Genomic DNA, 20,437 nt, shown 5'->3' on the forward strand with positions numbered 1-20,437 from the left:
CTGCCCGAAACGGCGACAGCTCCTATGAAAGCCCGCCGACAATCTGCAGATCACTCTGCCCATTGCCCTGCCGGCGCACCTGGATCTGCACTGGAATGCGCTCGTGCATTTCCGCCACATGGGAGATCACCGCCACCTTGCGGCCCTGGGCCTGCAGCGAATCCAGCGCGTCCATGGCGATCTGCAGCGACTCGGGATCGAGGCTGCCGAAACCTTCGTCGATAAACAGCGACTCGATCTTCAGCTTGCTCGACGCCATTGAGGCCAGGCCCAGGGCCAGGGCCAGCGAAACGAGGAAGGTCTCGCCGCCGGACAGCGAATGCACCGAGCGCAGCTCGTCGCCCATCTCGGTATCCATGACCAGCAGGCCCAGCGGACTTCCTCCGCGCTTGAGCCGATAACGCCGCGCCAGTTGGCGCAGCTGCACGTTGGCGTGCTGCACCAGCAGGTCGAGGTTGTAGGCCTGGGCGATCTTGCGGAAGGCGCCGCCGTCGCTGGAGCCGATCAGCGCGGCGATGCGTCCCCAGCGCTGATGCTCGGCCCGCGCGGCGTCGATCTGCGCGAGCAACGCCTGGCTCTGGCGGCGGCGCTTGTCGTCGTCGATCAGCTGGGCGCGGGTTTCCGCGCAGCGCTGGTCGGCCTGCTCGCACTGCTGCAGTTGCTCGGCATGGCGCTGTTGCAGCTGCTCGGTATCCGGGGCGTCGCTCTGCTGCTGTTTGTGCAGGTTCAGGCGGTTGAGGCAGCCGTCGAGACGCTCGCGACAGCGGGTCAGGGTTTCGCTGTTCTCTTGCAAGCGCTGGCGCGCCTCGGCGATCAGCTGGTCGTCCATATGCAGCAGCTGGGCGAGGGTGGTGTCGTCCAGCGCCGGATGGGCGGCGCGCCAGGCGCCCAGTTCCGCATTCAGCGCGTCGCGTTCCTGTTCCAGTTCGGCTTGGCGCTGTCGACAGTTCTGCTGCTCGCCGTGCAGCCGCGTCAGACCAAGCTTGCTCTCGTTGAGGTGCCGATCGATCTCGGCCTGGGTTTGCCGCGCAGCCTGGATGGTCGCGTCCAGCTGCTGTTGCCAGGCGCTGGCGCTGGCGCTGGTCTGTTCGCCAAGGCTGGTACGTAGCGCCTGCTGGCAGGCCAGCAGCAGTTTCTCGCGCTCGCTCAGTCGCGCGCTGCAGCCTGCCTGTTTCTCCTGGCGATGACGCTGCTGCAATTGCTCGTCGCTGCGGCGCTGCTCGCGCTGGCGCAGCTCATCGGCCAGCTCGGTCTGCGCCTGCAGTTGCTGCAGCCGCGTGGCGATGCTGGCGTCCAGCTGCATAAAGGTCTGCGCCGGATTTTCGCGCCAACGCTGCAGATGCTCGGCGGGCAGTAGTTCGGCAAAGGCCGCCAGCTCCTCGTCGAGCTGCTGGCTGTCGCGGGCGAGCGCATCGCGTTGGCGGGCGAGTTGCTGGGTCGCCTCGACGCAGGCCTCGCGCGCGGCCTGCCAGGCCTGCTGCAGGGTTTCGCTGCGCTGTTGCAGGGCGAGCAACTGCTGCTGACGCTGGCTGGCGCTGGCGATCTGGCCTTTGAGACTGGTCAGCTGCGCTTCCAGCCATTGCGAACGTTCGGCTTCCGGCTGTTCAAGCAATCGCGCGCGTGCGGGCAGGGCGAGCAAGCGCGGTGCCAGGGCCTGCAGCTGCGCCTCGACTTCGCTCTGGCGTTGCTGCGTCTGGCGCAGCTGCGTGCTGAGCGTGACATGGCGATCGCGCAGTTCCTGCAGGCGCTGGTCCTGTTCCTGTAACGCCTGCTGCGCGCGCGCGGCCTCGCTGTCGTCGTGCCGATCAAGGCTGGCAACCAGCGCATCGGTCTGCTGCCAGGGATGTTCATCGCTGCCGCAGACCGGGCAGGGCTCGCCGGGGACGAGCGCCGCACGCAGCGCTTCGACATTCTCGCTGCGTGCCAGGCGTTGGCGTTCGAGCAGGGCGAGGGTGACCTTGAGCGCCTGCTCGGCAGCATCACGGTCACTGCGAAGCTGTTTGCCCTGCGGTACCAGGCTGTCCAGCTCGGCCTGCTGGCGGATGTGGGCGTCGTTCAGTTCGCGCTGGCTGGCGGTGAGCGTGAGCTGCTGCGCCCAGAGTTCGCGCAGGGCCTCGGTTTCGCGCTCGGCCTGGCGCCACTCGTCGAGCTGTCGATGCAGACCGGCCAGCTGTTCGGCCAGCCCTAGTTCGCTGTCGCGCTCGCGCTGCAGATTTTCCAGCGCCTCGCGCGCCTGGCTTTGCCGGGTTTCGGCAGCCTTGGCCTGCGCTTCCAGTGCCGGGAGTTCGCCCTGACCTTGCTGCAGCCGTGCTGCCAGCTGGACGGCCTGTTGCAGGCGCGGACGGTAACCACCCCAGGCTGCACAGAGCGGTTGCAACGCTGCGCTCGTCTCGAGTTGCTGCGTCAGCGTTGCTAGCTGTTCGGCGGAGCGCTGTTGCTGCTCACCGAGCTGCTTGAGCGTTGCCTCGCCGGCGCTCGCCGCGGCATCGGCCTGGACGCTTTCTTCGCGGATCGAGGCGAGGTCGGCGTTCAGATGGCTGAGGCGTTCCTCTTCACGGCGCGCTTGCGCAAGCCTGGGCTCGGCCGTCTGGCGCGCCTGATCGGCCGCACGCAGGTCGTTGCCGGCCGCTTCGCATTGGCTCTGCAAGGTGTCGAGGCGTTGCTGCAGGCTTTGTGCCTCGTGCTGCAGGCGAGTGAGGCTGTCGGCGGCCTTGCCCAGCAGCGGTTCGAGTTCCTGCTGGCGCAGAAAGCGGTGGCGCTGCGGTGCGAGCCGTTCGAACAGGTCGAGAATACGGCGGGCCTCGGCCAGGCTCTCGTGCTCGTCTTCGGCGTCCTGTAGTTGCTGGCGTGCGGCTTCGCGCTCGTTTTCCAGGCGCTGCAGTTCGCTGAGCCATTGCCGCTGGGCTTCCAGCTCCTTGAGCTGCTGTTGCAGCTTCTTCAGTTCTTCGAGCTGGGCCTGATGTTCGCGCTCCAGTACGTCACGCTGCTCCGGCTCCAGCGGCTGCAGGCCGCCGGCCTGCTGTTCAAGGCGAGTCAGGCTTTCCTTAGCCTGCTTGGCGGCCTCGAACGCGGCCTGCCCGAGGCGGCTGTAGAGGCCGGTATCGGTGAGCTTTTCCAGCAAGCTGCCGCGTTCGTCGTCCTTTGCCTTGAGGAAGGCAGAAAATTCGCTTTGCGCCAGCAGTACGGCGCGGGTGAATTGAGCCATATTCAGCCCAAGACGGGCTTCGAGCAGCGCTCGAAATTCGAGTTTCTTGCCGCTGGCCAGGAGCGTGCCACTGTCGAGATCCGTGAGGCTCTGGCTGCTGGCCTGCAGTTTGCCGTCGATCTTCTCTTTGGCACGCCTGACCTCCCAGCGCGCGCGGTAGCGGTGGCCGTCGACACCGACGAAATCCACCTCTGCGTAGCCGCTGCCACAACCGCGGCGCAGCAGGTTGCGCTCGTCGCCACCGCCGATCTCGGCTTCGACGTCGGGAACCTTGTTCAGCGGTGAGACGCTGTCGAGCCGTGGCGTGCTGCCGAACAGCGCCAGGCACAGGGCGTCGAGAATGGTGCTCTTGCCGGCACCTGTAGGCCCGGTGATGGCGAACAGTCCGGCGCTGGCCAGGGGTTCGGCGGTGAAATCGATGATCTGTTCGCCGGCCAAGGAGGCCAGGTTCTTCAGGCGGATGGCGAGGATTTTCATCGCTCAATCTCCTCATGGGCGAACTCGACTCGTTGCAGCAAAGTGGCGAAATCGTTCAGCGCCTGCTCGTCCGCCGGGTTGCCGTACTGTTCTTCCCAGGCGCGGGCGAACAGCTCCTGCGGGGTGATCTGGTCGAGGCCGAGCAGCACTTCCGATTCCGTCTCGCCGCGCTTGCCGGCGTATTCACTGGCGATGCGCACCAGTCGGCAGGCCTTGCCGGTTATCGCGGTTTCGATGCGCTGGCGCAGGTCCGGCAGCGGCTCGTCGAGCAGCACGCGTACCTCCAGCCAGGGCAGGTTGTCGTCGAACAGCCCGGTGGGCGGCAGCGCTTCCAGCGCGGTAATGATTTCGGCCAGGGGCGCGCGGCCGATGCGGATCATTTCCACCGCGCGCGGCACCGGCAGACTTTCGACCTGCGTCAGCTGGTCGCCGTCGAGTTCGACCAGCAGCACCTGATGCGGGTAGTTGACCTCGGCGAAGGACAGCGGCAGCGGCGAGCCGCTGTAGTGGATGCGCGCCTGCCCGGCGACCTGCTGCGGCTTGTGCAGGTGGCCGAGGGCGACGTAGGCGACCGATTCGGGAAACAGGCTGGCCGGCAGCGCTTCGGCGTTGCCGATAACTATATTGCGCTCGGACTCCTCCGACACCGCGCCGCCGGCCATGTGCGCGTGGCTCATGGCGACCAGCGCCTGGCCGGGCTGGCGTGCGGATTCGGCAGCAGCGATCAGCCGCTCGTGGACCTGACGGATGCCGGCCATGTAGTCGTCGCCCAGCGTCATTCCGGTGACTTCGGCCGGACGCAGGAAGGGCAGGGTGAGACACCAGGCGGCGGTGTTGCCATTGGCGTCGTGTAGCGGCACCAGCAGCCGCTGGTGATCCAGCTGGCCCTCGGCGACCCAGCTGATGCGACCGACGGCGTGTGCGTTGAGGCGCTTCATCAGCGGCGCCGGCAGTTCGATACGCCCGCCGGAGTCGTGGTTGCCGGCGATCATCACGATGTCCAGCTGCGGGAGTTTTTCGTGGGCGCGGACGATGAAATCGTAGAGGCGTTCCTGGGCCTTGAGTGGCGGGTTGACCGTGTCGAACACGTCGCCGGCTATGAGCAGGGCGTCGGCGCGGTGGGCGACCAGCTGGTCGAGCAGCCAGGCGAGGAATTGCGCGTGTTCGAAGTCGCGGTCCTGGCCGTGGAGGGTCTGGCCGAGGTGCCAGTCGGAGGTGTGGATCAGGCGCATGGGCTCAGGCTCATTGTGGGCGGGTGCAGTGGCGAACCGCTGGCGTGGGATGGGCGGTGGGTGGTTGCGTCGGATGTAAAGGCTTGTGGGCGCGGTTGGATGTGGCTGTCACTTATCGTGCTGGTATGACGCGCTGGTTTCGCCCTGCTGGGCGACTCACTTTTTTCAGTCGCGAAAAAAGTAAGCAAAAACGCTTGCCCCTCCATCCGGCCCCGGCTGCGCCGGGGTTCCCTCGTTCCGGTGACGTTCCAAGGGCCCGCTGCGAAGGGCCATCCCTGGCCCATCGCAGCTCTCGCGGCATCCATGCCGCTCAACCCTTTCCACGCCACCTGCACTCGGCCTCCTGAAAGGGGCGTTTGGTGTTGCCTGAAAGGTCGTGCAATTGGGGATGGGCAGGGGGCGCTGTAAATGGCCGAACCCACGCTCTGCTTGGTTGCGTTGTCTGTAGCTTGGGTAACGCGACGCTTACCCACCGGTTTGCAAAGTAACCCGCCGTGGTCCGGCAACACCTTGCTTGAAGCCAGCGGTGGAAAATGTTGATCAGTGTTCCACCTTATATCGGGACACGTCATGACGGTACGTCCCTGTCCCGTCATTCCTCGCTCGGCGTCCATTGCTCGCGTCCCGCTGTGCAAGGGCTGAGTTCGGCCTCCTGAGGCGGATTCCAGTCCGGGTCGCCTGATGGATCGAAGGCTAACTACGCTTTGCTTCGCAGTTGACTTTGCTTTGTGCGTTTCCATGCGCGGCCTGACAGGCAGCACCAGATTCCCCTTCAGTAGGGAGAGCGGAATCGTTGCGCAAGGGGGTGAGCCGCATGGATGCGGCGAAAGGCTTAAAGGGCCATGGATGGCCCTTGTAAGCCGACCCCTGGAGCGGCGATGAAGCGAACGAACCCTGCGCGTAGCGCAGGGCCGGATGTAGGGGCGCGCTTTCTTTTGCTTACTTTTCTTTGCGCGTGCAAAGAAAAGTGAGTCGCCCAGCAGGGCGAAACCTGAGCCAAACGCCAAGGAAATCGCGCCGCTCACATACCGAGCTCCGTGCCGACGCCCTTCACGGCCAAGAGCGCCCCCAAGAGCCCTCACGAGTACAACCACTCCTTCAACGCCTGCAGATTCCCCACCTGCAGCTGCTGCGCCGCCGCATTGGCCTGCACGGTATTCGGGTCGATGCCGAACCGCTGCAGCACGTACTGCACCAGTGCGCCGCGCGTCTCCACCGGCAGGTGGCCGTCGAGCATGCCGTAATCCACCTCGATGATCGCCTTCTGTGCCGGGCTCAGCCGTGCGTCCGGCTCGATCAGCACCGTCACCGGCGTGTTCCATGCCTCGTCCTGTTCGCGGGTGTGTTCGCTGGTGTCCATCAGGTCCGGCTCGCCACGGAAGCGGCTGAGCACGAAGTCGCGGTATTCGCGGTTCTTCTCGCAGTAGGCGCGCACATGCCAGCGCATGCCGGTGAACACCAGCGTGTGCGGCGCCATCACGCGGATTTCCACCTCGGGATTGGCCAGCGAGACATACTCGCTCTCCAGCCGCAGCCCCTCGCGACAGGCCAGCAGGATCGGCCGCAGCACTTCCGGGCGGATGCTGCGGTCCGGCACCTGCAGCACTTCGGTATGCGCGTAGGCCAGCGCCAGGCCCTCGATATGCGGGGCGCGAACGCGGTTCTGATCGAGCAAATGCAGATAGGCGCTGGCGCTGCCGTCGATGAACAGGGGCTGAAAGCCTTTGGTCGGCTTGTAGCCCTTCAGGTGGCGGTCATATGTCAGGTTTTTGGGCGCATGTTCGTTCAGGTAGGTGTTGATGTCCTTCGATGCCTGCTGGCGGCTGATGCCGAAGCTCTGCATCAGGTGGCCCGTGGTCAGGCGGCCTTCCCACCAGGCGATGGTCTCGATCAGGCGGTAGCGCAGCGCCAGGTCCCAGCGAATCTGACTGATCGATTGCTTGCGTTTCATCGCCTCTGCACCTGTGCCAAAGATTTACATGCGTATGTCGAGCTGATCGACGTGTCGCGCAACGCTACATATATTCGGGGTATGTTTCAACTCGATCCGGTGGATGAGGAGACCCTGACATGAGCCTGATGATCAATGCGTTGGTGATGTCCTGCATGGCGTTCGTTGTGATGCTGTTTCTCGCTTGGCTGGCCTATGGCAGCGGCGATCGGAAGGGGTGATGAGCGTTACAGCTCTATGAAGATCAGTGGATTCCCGATGGACGGCATGAATCTCCGAGCGATGAACAGGGTCTTTGTCTCAGGCTCATTGCTAGAGATGTTCCATGAAGACTCTGTCCCGCTACCTGGCCGAAACCTTCACCTCGCAGTACCGCACGCGCGTCGAGCCGCAAGCGGACGGTCGCCTGCTGGTGCATGTCGGCTACCCGATCAATGGCACCCACGCCACGCGCATCATGGCCGGACACCAGGTGCAGAACACCCTGCTGGTCGAAACCATTCTCGAAGACATGCGTAACGAACTGGCTCGCCCGCAATAACGGTCAGCGCGTCGCCGGCAGTGCGATGCGCACGCGCAAACCGCCCAGCGGGCTTTCTTCAGGACTCCACTCGCCCCGCCAGGCCGTCAGGATATCGCTGACGATCCCCAGCCCCAGTCCGTGACCTTCCGCCGTTTCGTCCAGCCGTACGCCACGGTTGATGACCTGCTCGCGCTGTGCCGCCGGAATCCCCGGTCCGTCGTCGTCCACCAGCAGGACGAAGGCATCGCCGCTGCGCTCGATGCTCAGCTCCACACGGTTACGGGCCCACTTGCAGGCGTTATCCAGCAGATTGCCCAGCAGCTCGAGCATGTCCTCGCGGTCACGCGGCAACCGGCAGCCGGCGGGCGCCTGCCAGCGCAGGTCGAGGCCGCTGCGGTGGATCATCGCCAGGGTGTCGAACAGTGCCGGCAGTTCCGCATCGCAGTCGAAATGCGCACCGGGCAGCACGTCCACCGATAGCCGCGCGCGGCCCAGTTCGCGGCTGACCCGTTGCTGGATCTGCTCCAGCTGCTCCTGCAGGCTGGCCTGCAGTTCGGGGTAGGCGGCGACTTCTTCGCGTTGCACCAGGCTGCCGAGCACGGCCAGTGGCGTCTTCAGCGCGTGGCCGAGGTTGCCCAGCGCGTGCCGCGAGCGCTGCAAGGTGTCCTCGGTATGGCTGAGCAGGTGGTTGATCTGCTCGACCAGCGGTTGCAGCTCGATGGGCGCCTGCTGGTCCAGCTGCTGGCGCTGGCCCTGCTGCAACTGGGCGATCTGCTGCCGGGCGCGCTCCAGCGGGCGCAGTGCCAGGCCCATGGCGTAGCGCTGCAAAAGCAGCAGGGTGAGCAGGGCGAAACCGACCAGGCCCAGACCGCTCAGCCGCACGCGGGCAAAGCTGTCGAGAACCGGTGTGTAGTCCTGCGCGACGCTGATGACGATCGGCTGTCCATCGCGGCGGTACTCGGCGCGATAACCCAGCAGTCGCTGTTCCTGCGGGCCGTCGAGCAGTTCGTCCGCCAGGCCCGCGCGTTCCGGCCATTCTGGCGAGGCGTCCCACAGCGAGCGGGAGCGCCAGGTGCGCTCGGGCAGTTCGATCTTGAAGTAGTGGCCGGAGAACGGCCGTTGATAGCGTGGGTTGAGGAGCTGTACGTCCAGCTGATCACCGTTCGGTCCCTTCACCAGGGCAATCAGCAGGCCTTCGGTTTCCTCGCGTAGGTCGGTTTCCAGACTGCGCCTGAGGCCTGACTCGAAGAGCCACAGGCTGGTCTGCACCAGCACCAGCGCGACCAGCAGCAGAGTGGCGATCAGCGCCAGGCTGAGGCTGCGCTGAATCGATTTCACGGCTGGCCGCCGAAGCGATAGCCCTGGCCACGGCGCGTTTCGATCAGCTCGCGACCGAGCTTGCCGCGCAGCCTGTTGACATGCACTTCGATGACGTTGGAATCGCGTTCGGTTTCACCGTCGTACAGGTGTTCGGTCAGTTGGGTTTTCGACAGCAGCTGCCCCGGATGCAGCATGAAGTAGCGCAGCAGGCGGAATTCACCGGCGGTGAGTTCGATGTCCTGGCCGTCCTTGCGACAGCACTGGCGCGACTCGTCCAGCTCCAGGCCACCGGCTTGCAGCATGGGCTGGTTGGCCAGGCCGTGGGCACGGCGCAGCAGCGCCTGGATGCGCAACAGCAGCTCTTCGGGATGAAAGGGTTTGGTCAGGTAGTCGTCGGCGCCGGCCTTGAGGCCATCAATGCGTTCGGCCCAGGAGCCGCGCGCGGTAAGGATCAGCACCGGTGTGGTGAGGCCACCGGCGCGCCAGTCGTGCAGCACCTCCAGCCCCGGTTTGCCAGGCAAGCCGAGGTCGAGAATGATCAGATCGTAGGGCTCGGTCGCGCCCTGGTATGCGGCGTCGCGGCCGTCAGCCAGCCAGTCGATCGCATAGCCGTTGCGACTGAGACTGGCCACCAGTTCATCGGCCAGCGGCACATTGTCTTCGACCAGTAGCAGGCGCATCAGTCTTCTTCATCCTTGAGCAGGCGCCCGTCGCGGGCATCGAACTCCAGCTCGCGGGCGACGCCTTTGGTGGTGAGCAACTCGATTTCGTAGACGTAGATGTCGTCTTCCTCCTCCAGTTCCGCTTCCAGTAGACGCGCCCCGGGATAACGCTCCATCGCGCGCTGGATCAATGTTTCCAGCGGCAGGATCAGGCCCTCGCGACGCAGCCGCAGGGCTTCGTCCTGATCCAGGTCGCGGCTCGCCACCGGAGTGGCGGCGAGCAGCAACACAAGTGGAAGCGTTACGAAAAGTGGGGCACGCATGGCTGGCCTCAGTCGTCCTGATGGTCCTTCAGCACTTCGCCGGTCTTGGCGTCGAGCTCGACGTCCCATTGCACACCTTTGTCGTCGCGCAATTCAAGTTGATAGACGTAGCGGCCGTACTCTTCTTCCAGCTCGGTCTCCTCGATGGTCGCGCCGGGATGCTTGGCCAATGCCGCTTCGTTGAGCTTCTCGAACGACTGGATGGTGCCGGCATCGCGCAGCTTCAGTGCCTCGTCCGGGCCGATGTCCTTGGCCATGGCCAGGTTGGCGCCGAGGGCGAGGGTGGCGGCGGTGAGCAGCGTAGTCAGTGTTTTCATGGTTTTGATTCCTGTGGTTGGTTTCGACGATTCACAGGTTACGAGGGCTTGCTTAAACGAAACTGAACGCCACCACCCGCCTGCGAATGCACCGTTCGGGCGAGGGCGAACCGCGCCATGGGGACTACGCTTGCTGCAGGTCAGCACAACCGATCCTCGGGGTGAGACGCCATGAAAACCGTGTTTCTCGTACTGCTTGCGACCCTAGGGCTGAGTGGCCAGGCCTCTGCCGAGGATCTGCTGAAGCCCTCCACCACACCGCCACCGGTCGACGATGTGGCGGCTGGCAACAGCCTGGAGGCCGAGCCCGCTTACAGGGCCGAAGGCGTGATCCGCGCCATCGATGCGCAGCAGGGCAGCGTCACCATCGCCCACGGGCCGGTGCCTGAGCTGAAGTGGCCGGCGATGGTGATGCCGTTCAAGGCGGACGCCGCACAGCTCGGCGGGCTGGCCGTGGGCGATGCGGTGGAGTTCCGCTTCAGCAACGGCGAGATGGACCCGCAGATCGTCTTCATTCGACGGCAGTAGCCTCAGCGTCGCGCCTGCTCGTGGCAGCAGCCGGCGGGCTCTGAGCGACCGCTCGGGGCAACGCGATCATCGCTGTCGTAACGGTCGTGCAGGCGTACCCAGTCGGTGAGGTTGTGCCGCGGGCCCGTTTCGTTGCGGCCGTTGGGCGTCATGTCCAGCAGTACATAGGTGCCGAGCAGTTCTTCCGCGCCGCGACCATAGGCCGAGAAGGTGTGGAAGATGCCGCCCTGCGGGTCGCGGTAGAAAACGCTGAAGCCCGACAGCTCCTCGCAGACGAAGGGTTGCCAAGCGTAGTTGTAGAAGACCTTGCCCTCGACGATGTCCTCGGCATCGAAGGACACGTGGAAATCGCGGTTGAACGTGCTGCCGGCCGACGACAGCCAGCGGAACTGCCAGCCCATGCGCTGGCGGAACGCCTGCAGCCGGTCGAACGGCGCGCGGGAAATGGCGGCGAAGCTGACGTCATGCTGCAACAGGTGCAGCAGCGCGCCGCCGATATGATCGGCCTCAAACGAACAGCCGACGCAACCCTCGGTCCAGTCCGGGCCGAACATGAAGTGCTTGATCACCAGCTGGCTGCGACCCTCGAACAGCTCGCTCAGGCGAACCGCGCCGCTGGCATCGTGAAAGCAATAGTCCTGCGCAAGGTGCCGCCAGGGCAGTTGCCGGCGCTTTTCGCTGAGCGCATCGCGCTGGCGGGTGAGCTGTTTCTCTTCCTGCAGATGGGCGCTGTGGGCGGCCAGCCAGTCCTGATCGGATACTACCTTGTGCGTTGCCATGTAGACCTCCGGGGCGCGGATTGAGGTGAGCCACCGCCACGCGGCGGTGGCCCTGTGACAGAGTCGATTGGCGCCGGGCGAAATCGACATCGAGCCAGTGAACGCCCGGCGGCTGGCGGCGTGGCGGTTGAACTTAGCGGCCGCCGTTGGGCTCGTAATTCAGGCAGGGGCCATTCGTATGGCCGGATCTGGTTCCATTTGAAGAAGGAAAACGACATGTATAACAAGACACTGACCGCGGCGTTCGCCGTTGCCATCCTGAGCTCCGGTGCTGCCTTTGCCGCCGACAAGCCCGGCGCTGATTGGATCACCCTCGAACAAGCCGTAGAGAAGGCCAAGGCCGCCGGCTATACCGAACTGCATGGCATCGAAGCCGACGGCAATGGCTGGGAAGGCGAGGGCATGAAGCAGGACGGCAAGAAGTACGAGTTCAAGATCGACGGCCGCACTGGCGAAGTTACCAAGGACAAAGAAGACTGAGCCGACGCACTCCACGTGCCTGGCGTCTTTGCTGAGCGCATCGCCTGCCTTACAGCGGCGCTGTGCTCAGCTGTCACTTGCCACAACACTCCCGCAACGGGAGGCAGCCACTGACAGAGCGGGTATCATTCACCTCCCTCGTCGTTCCGTGTAGCTGCACTCATGTCCGCTTCTAGCCCCCGTCCCAGCACCCTGCATCTGCCGCAAGGCGATTGGCATACGGTGCTCGACTGCCTGTGCGCGCACTTCCCGGCGATCAGTCGCGATACCTGGCTCGATCGCATCGCCCGCGGCCGCGTGCTGGATGCGCAGATGCAGCCGATCGATGCCGCGCAAGCCTATCGGGTCGGCATGCGCATTCATTACTTTCGTGAAGTGCCGAACGAGACCCCGGTGCCATTCGAAGAACGCATCCTGCACGTCGACGAGCATCTGGTGGTGGCGGACAAGCCCCACTTTCTCTCGGTGATGCCGGCTGGCGAATACGTCAATGAAACCCTGCTGGCGCGGCTCAGCAAACGGCTCGGTAACACCGATCTGGTGCCGATTCATCGCATCGATCGGCTCACCGCCGGTCTGGTGCTGTTCTCGGCCAACCGCGAAAGCCGTGGCGCCTACCAGGCGCTGTTCCGTGAGCGGGAGATCAGCAAGCGCTACGAGGCGATCTGCCCGGCGCTGCCGCATCTCGAATTTCCCCTGCGCCGACGCCTGTGCATGGTGCCGGGTGACCCCTTCTTCCTGATGCGCGAAGGCGAGGATGAGCCGAACAGCGAAACGCTGATCGAGGTGCTCGAACGGCGCGGCGACCTCTGGCGCTACGGGCTTTCCCCCATCAGCGGCAAAAAGCACCAGCTGCGCCTGCACATGGCGACCCTCGGCGCCGGTATCTGCAACGATCCGTTCTATCCCGAGCTGCTCGAGCGCAGCGAGCGTGAGGCCGACGACTACGCGCGGCCACTGAAGCTGTTGGCGCGCGGGTTGCAATTTCGCGATCCGCTGACTGGTGAACGTCGCGAGTTCGAGAGCACGTTGCAACTGGACTGGTAACGGCGGGCGCACCTTCGCGGCGGTGGCGAGTCTCAAATCCAAGACAGCCCAGCCACTGGTGCAGCCATGCCCGAAGGTCCTTCCATCGTCATCCTGCGTGAAGAAGTCGCGGCATTCGCCGGGGGCACCATCGAAAGTGCCGAGGGTAGCGCTAAGATCGACATGTCCCGGCTGGCCGGTCAGGTGGTGCGTGGCTTCCATAGCTGGGGCAAGCATTTCCTGATCAAGCTGGACGACGTCTCCGTCCGCATCCACCTGCTGCTGTTCGGCAGCTACCGCATCAACGAGCGCAAGGACGCCGTAGCACGGCTTAGTCTGGGCTTTGCCAACGGCGAGCTGAACTTCTATGCCTGCTCGGTGCAGTTGATCGAAGGGCCGCTGGATGCGACGTACGACTGGAGCATGGACCTGATGAGCGACGCCTGGAGCCCGCGCGCCACGCTCAAGCGGCTGCGCGCACGTCCGCGGCTATTGGCCTGCGATGCGCTGCTCGACCAGACGCTGTTCGCCGGCTCCGGCAACATCATCAAGAACGAGGTGCTCTACCGCATCCGCGTGCATCCACTGTCGCTGATCGGCGAGCTGCCGGCGGCCAAGCTGCGCGAGCTGGTGCGTGAAGCGCGTACCTACAGCTTCGAATTTCTCGAGTGGAAGCGGGCCGGTGTGCTCAAGGCGCACTGGCTGGCCCACGGCAAGACCACCTGCGTGCGCTGCCGGATTCCCCTGGTCAAGGTGAAAGAGCTGGGCCGCAGCCAGCGCCGGGCATTCTTCTGTGAGCGCTGCCAGAAGCGCTATGGCGACTCAGCGCAGATCGTGGCCGACGAGCCGAGCGCGGTGGATGAGGGGTAGGGTGGACAACGGCACCGCCTTATCCACGTGATTGATTCGTCACCGCCGAGGTGGTCGCCGGGTTCCGGTGGAAAAGCTGCGCGTTTTCCACCCTACGGCGGCTGTGGTGTTGGGGCGTAGATGGTTTGCCGGTGCAGGATCCTCGTAGGGTGGACAACGGCACCGCCTTGTCCACGCGGCTGGCTTGGAAGAACACTGGGACAGCTGCCGCGTTATTCACCCTATGTGCCGCTCGTTGCCTATCGCCTCAGCGCAACAGCGGCCTGAGCGCCTCGGCCAGTTGCGGGGCCATGCTCACCGCGTTGCTTTCATGGGCGATGCAGTCGGTGCTCCAGATCTGACCGACGCCGGCAGCGCGGATCACCGCCAGCGCATCATCGCCGAACAGCGCGTGGGTCACGGCGACATCTACCGACGCCGCGCCGGCGGCCAGCAGTTTCTCCGCGGCGTTGGCAAGGGTGCGGCCGGAACTGGCGACGTCATCGAGCAGCACTACATGGCGCCCGGCAAACGCCAGCGCCGGCAGTGCGATGTCGACCTGGCGATCGCCGTGGCGCACCTTATTGCACACGCCGTGTTCGAAACCATGTTCGACGGCAGCGGCTTCGATCCACTGCAGCGCCTCGGCATCCGGGCCGATCAGCAGGGCATCGGGATGCCGCTTGGCGATCAGCCGTGCCAGCGCCGGTGCCGCGCACAGTGTCACGGCATCTTCCAGCGGCACGGCTTCCTGCAGGGTGGCGACGCGGTGCAGGTGCGGGTCGACGGTGATCAGCCCGTCGAACTGGCTGGCCAGCAGCTGGCCAAGCACCCGCTGGCTGACTACTTCACCGGGATTGAAGGCAATGTCCTGGCGCATGTAGGCCAGATAAGGCGTGACCAAGATCAGTCGCCTGGCGCCCAGTCGGCGCGCCTCGCCGGCGATCAACAGCAGCTCGACCAGCTTCTCGTTGGGATGGTCGAGGCCGCGGTAGATCACCAGCTGCTCGGCGATGGCCTCGCCTTCGCCCAGTGGCTGACGCAGGCGCAGTTCGTCATCGGGAAAGCGGTGGCGCTCGACTGCCGCGGCGGCCAGCCCAGAGGCTTCGGCCAGTCGCAGGGCGGCGGCGCGCTCGTCATCGAAATACAGCAGCTGGCTTTGCATCGGCACTCCCGAAACGGTTTTTGGCTGTCCGGCGCTGCCGACCTGAACCTCTGGCGATCTCGGCGCGGCAGTCCGCCTGAATGGGATACAGACAGCCTGCGATGCGCAGCCGTTCGCCGGGGGTGGCCAGTCGTCGTCAGCGCGCTGCCCAGCCGCCGTCCATGTTCCACGCGGCGCCGCGTACCTGATCGCCGGCCTCACTGCAGAGGAACAGCGCCATCGCACCCAGCTGCGTGGGGGTGACGAAGTCCAGCGAAGGCTGCTTCTCGGCGAGGAGGTCGTGGCGGGCTTGCTGTTCATCGCCGCTCTCCCGCGCGCGCTCGTCGATCTGCTGCTGTACCAGTGGGGTCAGCACCCAGCCGGGGCAGATGGCGTTGCAGGTGATCGGCGTGGTGGCGGTTTCCAGCGCAACGACCTTGGTCAGCCCGACCAGGCCGTGCTTGGCGGCGACGTAGGCGGCCTTCTGCTCGGAGCCGACCAGCCCGTGCACCGAGGCGACGTTGATGATCCGTCCCCAGTTGCGCTCGCGCATGCCGGGCAGGGCCAGGCGTGTGGTGTGGAACGCCGAGGACAGGTTGATGGCGATGATGGCGTCCCAGCGCTCCACCGGAAACTGCTCCACCGGCGCGACATGCTGGATGCCGGCGTTGTTGACCAGGATATCGACGCCGCCGAAGTCGCGCTCGGCATAGGCGAACAGCTCGGCGATCTGTGCCGGATCGGACACGTCCGCGCCGTGGTGCCCGACCTTGCGGCCGTGTCTGCCGACCTCCGCCAGCGCTGCCGAGGCATCGCCGAAGCCGTTGAGGATCAGATCGGCGCCGGCCTCGGCCAGCTTCAGCGCAATGCCCAGCCCGATGCCGCTGGTGGAGCCGGTGACCAGTGCGGTCTTGCCTGTGAGGTTCATGGTTTCTCCCGCTTGGTGGCGACCGCACGGGGCGGCGCCTTTGTTTTTCTTGTTGTCGGAAGGCAATCGCAGATGTCGTGGTGCTCGCCGATATCGGCGAAGCGCCGCGATCAGACGATGCCGGTAGCGTAGTACACGCCGATCACGAAGAAGGCCGCGGCCGTGGCGATCAGGGTGATGGCGAAGATGTCCTTGTAGGATTCGCGGTGGGTCAGTCCGGTGACGGCCAGCAACGTGATCACTGCGCCGTTGTGCGGCAGGGTGTCGAGCCCGCCGGAGGCCATCGAGGCAACCCGGTGCAGCACTTCCAGCGGTATCTGCGCGGCGTTGGCGGCGGCGACGAAGCTGTCGGCCATGGCGGCCAGGGCAATGCTCATGCCGCCGGAGGCCGAGCCGGTGATGCCGGCCAGCAGGTTGACGGTGATGGCCTCGTTGATCAGCGGATTGGGAATTGCCGACAGCGCATCGGCCACCACGATGAAGCCCGGCAGCGAGGCGATCACCGCGCCGAAGCCGAACTCCGACGCGGTGTTCATCGCCGCCAGCAGCGAACCACCGACCGCCGTGCGGCTGCCCTCGGCGAGCTTGCCGCGCAGGGTGCCGAAGCTGGTCGCCAGTACCAGGGCGATGCCCAGCAGCAGCGCGGCCTCCACCGCCCAGATCGCCGTGAGCTTGCCTACCTCGGTGACCAGCGGTGCGCTCATGCCCGGCAGCTGCAGGCTGTGGCTGGTGCCGTAGAACTCGGGAATCGAGCGGGTGAACAGGAGGTTGGCCACCAGCACCAGAATCAGCGGCGACAGCGCCAGCCAGGGGTTGGGCAGGGCGATGTCGGCGGGCGTTTCCGGCTCGTTGCGCAGGTTGGTGCCGTAGCCTTCGCCGGCGGCAATGGCCTTGCCGAGCTGCCACTTGAGATAGAGCATGCCCAGGCCGAACACGAATATCGTGCCGATCAGGCCCAGCCAGGGTGCGGCCCAGGTGGTGGTGTTGAAGAAGGTGGTGGGAATGATGTTCTGGATCTGCGGCGTGCCGGGAATGGCCGTCATGGTGAAGGTGAACGCGCCGAGGGCGATGGTCGCCGGGATCAGCCGCTTGGGCATGTTGCTCTGGCGGAACATCTCGGCAGCGAACGGGTACACCGCGAACACCACGACGAACAGCGACACGCCGCCGTAGGTCAGCAGCGCGCAGACCAGAACGATCACCAGCATCGCCTGGCTGGTGCCGAGCAGGCGGATCGCTGCGGCGACGATGGAGCGCGAAAAACCCGACATCTCGATCAGCTTGCCGAACACCGCACCGAGCAGGAACACCGGGAAGTACAGCTTGATAAAGCCGACCATCTTCTCCATGAAGATGCCGGTGAAGGCCGGCGCCACGGCGGATGGGTCAGTGAGCAGCACCGCACCCATGGCGGCGATGGGAGCAAACAGGATGACACTGTAGCCGCGGTAGGCGGCGAGCATCAGCAGGGCCAATGCAGCAAGGGCGATGACGACGCTCATCGGGGACGATCTCCTGGCCCCGTGCGGCACGACCGAACGCTGCCGAGGGCATTCGGGGACTCGCTGCTGCACGGCAGGCGCATTGTTTTTCTTGTTTCGGCTGCGGACAGGCCGCACGGTGATTTAGCGAGTTCCGTGCCAGATACGCAACTCGCTGATTTGCATGGTTTTTATCTTGGGTGTCCAGATCGTTGGACGGCGCTTGTGTCTTGCATCCTGGACAGTGTGGTCCAGCATTCCGGACAGTGTCGCCGTCCGGAATGCCCCGGCCTCAGGTCAGGAAGTAGAGCCCGCCGGCGATCACCACACCGGAGAACACCAGGCAGAGCAGGCAGTAGCCCATGATGTCGCGGGCACCGAGCCCGGCGATGCCCAGCAGCGGCAGGGCCCAGAACGGCTGGATCATGTTGGTCCAGGCATCGCCCCAGGCGATCGCCATGGCCGTGACTTCCGGCGCCACGCCCAGCGCCGCGCCGGCCGGCAGCATGATCGGCCCCTGCACCGCCCACTGGCCGCCGCCAGAGGGCACGAAGACGTTGACCAGCCCGGCGCTGAGAAAGGCCAGCACCGGGAAGCTCTCGGCCGACGACCAGGCGATGAAAGTGTCGGTGACCTGCCGGCCGAGCGATACGCCGGCCGCATTGGCGCCGACCATCATCCCCATGATCCCGGCGTAGAAGGGGAACTGCACGACGATGCCGGCGATGCCGCGGATGCTCTCCTCGATGGCGCGCATGTAGCGCTCCGGCGTGCCGTGCATCAGCAGGCCGGCAAAGAGGAAGATCGAGATCACGATGTTCAGGCTCAGCGCCAGGCCGTTCTCGCTGAAGTGCCGGTAGAAGAACAGCACCGCCAGCGCGACCATGATCAGGCCGAGAATACGGCTGTCGTCCAGGCGCTGGGTGCCGGTTTCCCGCGGGATGTCGCTCGGCTGGGGCTCTTCCAGCAGCGCCGGGTCGACCACCTTCGGCGTCTTCGGCTGCATGGCCCAGTTCAGCAGCGGCAGGCCCACCACCAGCACGGCGATGATGATCAGGTTGTAGGAAGCGAACAGCGTCTGGCCGACGCCGATGGCCTCGGTCAGTGCGCCACCAGTCATCTTTTCCAGATCGGCGCCACCGCTGGCCAGCGACAGCGGAATCGAGCCGGAAAAGCCGCCGTGCCAGATCAGGAAGCCGGAATAGGCCGAGGCCACCAGCAGCGGGTAGTCGACGCCGCGCACCTGGCGTGCCAGCGCGCGGGCGAACACGGCGCCGATCACCAGGCCGAAGCCCCAGTTGATCCAGGAACCGGCCAGCGCCACCAGTGTGACCAGCACGATGGCCTGGCCCGGGGACTGCGGGATGCGGGCCATGCGGTCGAGCAGGCGATTGATTGCCGGCGCCCGTGCCAGGGCATGGCCGGTGACCAGGATCAGCGACATCTGCATGGTGAAGGCCAGCAGGTTCCAGAAGCCGTTGCCCCAGTGCTGCGCCATCGCCGGCAAACCCTGACCGGTGCTGAGCATGGCGGCGATCAGCACGATCAACGTGAGCAGGATGGCGAAGACGAAGGGCGACGGGAGGAAGCGTTGCACCAGGTAGACGCTGGCGGCGGTTATTCTGTTGAGCACGATGGGGTTCTCCCTTGTTGTCGTTATGTCGCCGCGCAGGTGCGGTGCTTCGCTTATGAGTGCGGCGGCGGCCGGCTGTTCCCGCTGCGCTGCGCTGCGCTAGAGGAGGTTGGTTGATGCCTGTTGTGCTTTTGCTGTCGCTGCTGGTGCTTGCAGGCACCGTCCAGGCGGATGAGCCGCTGCGGCTGCGCCTGGACGGACATGAACTGCACGCCGAATACGCGCAAACCGTCGCCCAGCGCGAGCGCGGGCTGATGGGGCGCAGTGAACTCGCCGCCGACAGCGGCATGCTGTTTCGTTTCGACGAAGTGCGCCGCCACTGCCTGTGGATGAAGGACACACCGCTGCCCTTGTCGGCGGCGTTCTTCGATGAGGACGGGGTGCTGGTCGATGTGATCGATCTGGAGCCGTTCAATACCCAGATTCGTTGTTCGAAGCGGCCGGCGCGTTATGCGCTGGAGATGGATCAGGGATATTTTGAGACGCGGGGGATCGGGCGGGACGCGCGGTTGGAAGGGATACCTGGGGAGTAGGGGCGACTCCCCTACACGAGCGATAGAAACCGCCAATCGATCGCGGCGATAGCCTATGCGTGGTCCGTTGAACGCGTGGAAAAGGCTCTGGCCGTTTTCCACCCTACGCTCTTGGCTATTGTGGGAGGCCCCCCCCGCGGCAAATTCAGACTTCAAGCCTGCCCAAAAGCCAAAAGCTTCGCCCCGAGGTCGGGCCTCCTACAAAAACAGAGTGTGCACACTGCCCGTAGGAGGCGCGCCCTCGCGGCGAAAGCGGGCTGCAAGCCTGCCCAAAAGCCAAAAAAGTTTCGCCCTGAGGTCGGGTCTTCCACAAAGCAGAATGTGCCCACCTCCCGTAGGAGGCGCGCCCCCGCGGCAAATTCAGACTGCAAGCCTGCCCAAAAGCCAAAAGCTTCGCCCCGAGGTCGGGCCTCCTACAAAAGCAGAATGTGCACACCGCCCGTAGGAGGCGCGCCCTCGCGGCGAAAGCAGGCTGCAAGCTTGCCCACGCCAGCCCGAACGCTCAATCCAGCGGCAACTCCGTGGTCCGCTTCACCTCACTCATGGCGATATGCGAGTGCGCCTCCTGCACGTGGGGGCGCTGCAGGAGCTGGTCACGCAGGAAGCGTTCGTAACTGTCGATATCGCGCGCCACCACCTTGAGCAGGTAATCCGACTCACCGGCCATGGTGTGGCACTCCAGCACCTCGGGATAACCCACCACCGCCCGCTCGAACTCGTCGAGGTTGCTGCGGCCGTGGGCCGAGAGCTTGATGTTGACGAACACCGTCATGTTCAGCCCGAGTTTCTTTGGGTTGAGCAGGGCGACCTTGCGCTCGATCAGCCCCTCCTCCTGCATGCGATGGATGCGTCGCCAGCAGGGCGATTGCGACAGTTCGACCTTCTCGGCGATTTCCGCTGCGGATAGGTCGGCGTTGTGTTGCAGCAACAGCAGGATCTTGCGATCGATGCTGCTCAGTGGCGAAGTCTGCATGGTCGTGCCTGTTTTCTTGTTGTTAGCGAATGGGTCATGCACAGAAGCGCTGTTCTACCGCAAAAGTAGAAAG

The 20,437-nt window shown here is 65.1% G+C and carries 19 protein-coding genes; 6 read left to right on the forward strand and 13 right to left on the reverse strand.

From position 1 onward, the window contains the following. Window positions 1–22: 22 nt before the first annotated feature. The 3 genes from AAEZ08_RS16835 to AAEZ08_RS16845 form a co-directional block, all read right to left on the reverse strand. Window positions 23–3,682, reverse strand: coding sequence for an AAA family ATPase (locus tag AAEZ08_RS16835; protein WP_500124723.1), 3,660 nt, complete (start codon window positions 3,680–3,682; stop codon window positions 23–25). Beyond that, the gene (locus tag AAEZ08_RS16840; RefSeq protein ID WP_500124724.1) at window positions 3,679–4,914 is read right to left on the reverse strand and encodes an exonuclease SbcCD subunit D C-terminal domain-containing protein; all 1,236 of its coding nucleotides are present in this window, start codon (window positions 4,912–4,914) and stop codon (window positions 3,679–3,681) included. The genes AAEZ08_RS16835 and AAEZ08_RS16840 overlap by 4 nt, the downstream gene beginning before the upstream one ends. A 1,078-nt stretch (window positions 4,915–5,992) precedes the next feature. After that, the gene (locus AAEZ08_RS16845) at window positions 5,993–6,865 is read right to left on the reverse strand and encodes a helix-turn-helix transcriptional regulator (protein WP_500124725.1); all 873 of its coding nucleotides are present in this window, start codon (window positions 6,863–6,865) and stop codon (window positions 5,993–5,995) included. 325 nt (window positions 6,866–7,190) lie between these two features. On the opposite strand from AAEZ08_RS16845, the gene AAEZ08_RS16850 reads away from it, so the two are divergent. Beyond that, window positions 7,191–7,406 carry a hypothetical protein gene (locus AAEZ08_RS16850; protein ID WP_003281738.1) on the forward strand — a complete coding sequence of 72 codons (216 nt, stop codon included), beginning with the start codon at window positions 7,191–7,193 and terminating at the stop codon, window positions 7,404–7,406. 3 nt (window positions 7,407–7,409) lie between these two features. Here AAEZ08_RS16850 and AAEZ08_RS16855 read toward each other — a convergent pair whose 3' ends face one another. The 4 genes from AAEZ08_RS16855 to AAEZ08_RS16870 are packed head-to-tail and all read right to left on the reverse strand — an operon-like array spanning window position 7,410 to window position 10,010. Continuing rightward, complete coding sequence (locus tag AAEZ08_RS16855; RefSeq protein ID WP_500124726.1) at window positions 7,410–8,726, reverse strand: sensor histidine kinase; 1,317 nt, start codon at window positions 8,724–8,726, stop codon at window positions 7,410–7,412. Further along, on the reverse strand, window positions 8,723–9,388 hold the full coding sequence (locus AAEZ08_RS16860; RefSeq protein WP_500124727.1) for a response regulator transcription factor: 666 nt from the start codon (window positions 9,386–9,388) through the stop codon (window positions 8,723–8,725). The genes AAEZ08_RS16855 and AAEZ08_RS16860 overlap by 4 nt, the downstream gene beginning before the upstream one ends. Beyond that, complete coding sequence (locus AAEZ08_RS16865; RefSeq protein ID WP_003281734.1) at window positions 9,388–9,693, reverse strand: PepSY domain-containing protein; 306 nt, start codon at window positions 9,691–9,693, stop codon at window positions 9,388–9,390. Before AAEZ08_RS16865 ends, AAEZ08_RS16860 begins: the two co-directional genes overlap by 1 nt. An 8-nt stretch (window positions 9,694–9,701) precedes the next feature. Next, complete coding sequence (locus AAEZ08_RS16870) at window positions 9,702–10,010, reverse strand: PepSY domain-containing protein (protein WP_003281732.1); 309 nt, start codon at window positions 10,008–10,010, stop codon at window positions 9,702–9,704. A 171-nt stretch (window positions 10,011–10,181) separates the two neighbouring features. Here AAEZ08_RS16870 and AAEZ08_RS16875 point away from each other — a divergent pair, with 171 nt between their 5' ends. Continuing rightward, window positions 10,182–10,538, forward strand: coding sequence for a copper-binding protein (locus AAEZ08_RS16875; protein WP_003281730.1), 357 nt, complete (start codon window positions 10,182–10,184; stop codon window positions 10,536–10,538). Between the two features lie 2 nt (window positions 10,539–10,540). Here the strand turns inward: AAEZ08_RS16875 and AAEZ08_RS16880 are convergent, their stop codons facing one another. Next, complete coding sequence (locus tag AAEZ08_RS16880) at window positions 10,541–11,317, reverse strand: DUF899 domain-containing protein (protein WP_500124728.1); 777 nt, start codon at window positions 11,315–11,317, stop codon at window positions 10,541–10,543. A gap of 216 nt (window positions 11,318–11,533) precedes the next feature. On the opposite strand from AAEZ08_RS16880, the gene AAEZ08_RS16885 reads away from it, so the two are divergent. The 3 genes from AAEZ08_RS16885 to AAEZ08_RS16895 all read left to right on the forward strand — a co-directional run bounded on the left by AAEZ08_RS16885 (window position 11,534) and on the right by AAEZ08_RS16895 (window position 13,693). Next, complete coding sequence (locus tag AAEZ08_RS16885; protein WP_003281728.1) at window positions 11,534–11,797, forward strand: PepSY domain-containing protein; 264 nt, start codon at window positions 11,534–11,536, stop codon at window positions 11,795–11,797. Between the two features lie 162 nt (window positions 11,798–11,959). Then, window positions 11,960–12,844 (forward strand): RluA family pseudouridine synthase, encoded by an 885-nt coding sequence (locus tag AAEZ08_RS16890; protein WP_500124729.1) that lies wholly within the window; start codon window positions 11,960–11,962, stop codon window positions 12,842–12,844. Window positions 12,845–12,910: 66 nt separating this feature from the next. Continuing rightward, window positions 12,911–13,693 carry a DNA-formamidopyrimidine glycosylase family protein gene (locus tag AAEZ08_RS16895; protein ID WP_500124730.1) on the forward strand — a complete coding sequence of 261 codons (783 nt, stop codon included), beginning with the start codon at window positions 12,911–12,913 and terminating at the stop codon, window positions 13,691–13,693. 247 nt (window positions 13,694–13,940) lie between these two features. Here AAEZ08_RS16895 and AAEZ08_RS16900 read toward each other — a convergent pair whose 3' ends face one another. The 4 genes from AAEZ08_RS16900 to AAEZ08_RS16915 all read right to left on the reverse strand — a co-directional run bounded on the left by AAEZ08_RS16900 (window position 13,941) and on the right by AAEZ08_RS16915 (window position 18,858). Beyond that, entirely contained in the window at window positions 13,941–14,837 is an 897-nt protein-coding gene (locus AAEZ08_RS16900; RefSeq protein ID WP_500124731.1) for a ribose-phosphate diphosphokinase, read from the reverse strand. 136 nt (window positions 14,838–14,973) lie between these two features. Then, the gene (locus AAEZ08_RS16905) at window positions 14,974–15,744 is read right to left on the reverse strand and encodes a 3-hydroxybutyrate dehydrogenase (protein WP_500124732.1); all 771 of its coding nucleotides are present in this window, start codon (window positions 15,742–15,744) and stop codon (window positions 14,974–14,976) included. A gap of 110 nt (window positions 15,745–15,854) precedes the next feature. Continuing rightward, window positions 15,855–17,246 carry a GntP family permease gene (locus AAEZ08_RS16910; RefSeq protein ID WP_500124733.1) on the reverse strand — a complete coding sequence of 464 codons (1,392 nt, stop codon included), beginning with the start codon at window positions 17,244–17,246 and terminating at the stop codon, window positions 15,855–15,857. Between the two features lie 271 nt (window positions 17,247–17,517). Then, window positions 17,518–18,858, reverse strand: coding sequence for a short-chain fatty acid transporter (locus AAEZ08_RS16915; protein WP_500124734.1), 1,341 nt, complete (start codon window positions 18,856–18,858; stop codon window positions 17,518–17,520). 116 nt (window positions 18,859–18,974) lie between these two features. On the opposite strand from AAEZ08_RS16915, the gene AAEZ08_RS16920 reads away from it, so the two are divergent. Then, on the forward strand, window positions 18,975–19,391 hold the full coding sequence (locus AAEZ08_RS16920; RefSeq protein WP_500124765.1) for a DUF192 domain-containing protein: 417 nt from the start codon (window positions 18,975–18,977) through the stop codon (window positions 19,389–19,391). Between the two features lie 502 nt (window positions 19,392–19,893). Here AAEZ08_RS16920 and AAEZ08_RS16925 read toward each other — a convergent pair. Further along, window positions 19,894–20,364 carry an Lrp/AsnC family transcriptional regulator gene (locus AAEZ08_RS16925; RefSeq protein ID WP_003281718.1) on the reverse strand — a complete coding sequence of 157 codons (471 nt, stop codon included), beginning with the start codon at window positions 20,362–20,364 and terminating at the stop codon, window positions 19,894–19,896. Window positions 20,365–20,437: the final 73 nt, after the last annotated feature.

The sequence above is a fragment of the Pseudomonas sp. E45-MNA-CIBAN-0222 genome (assembly GCF_040310405.1).
Lineage (GTDB): Bacteria > Pseudomonadota > Gammaproteobacteria > Pseudomonadales > Pseudomonadaceae > Stutzerimonas > Stutzerimonas stutzeri_AC.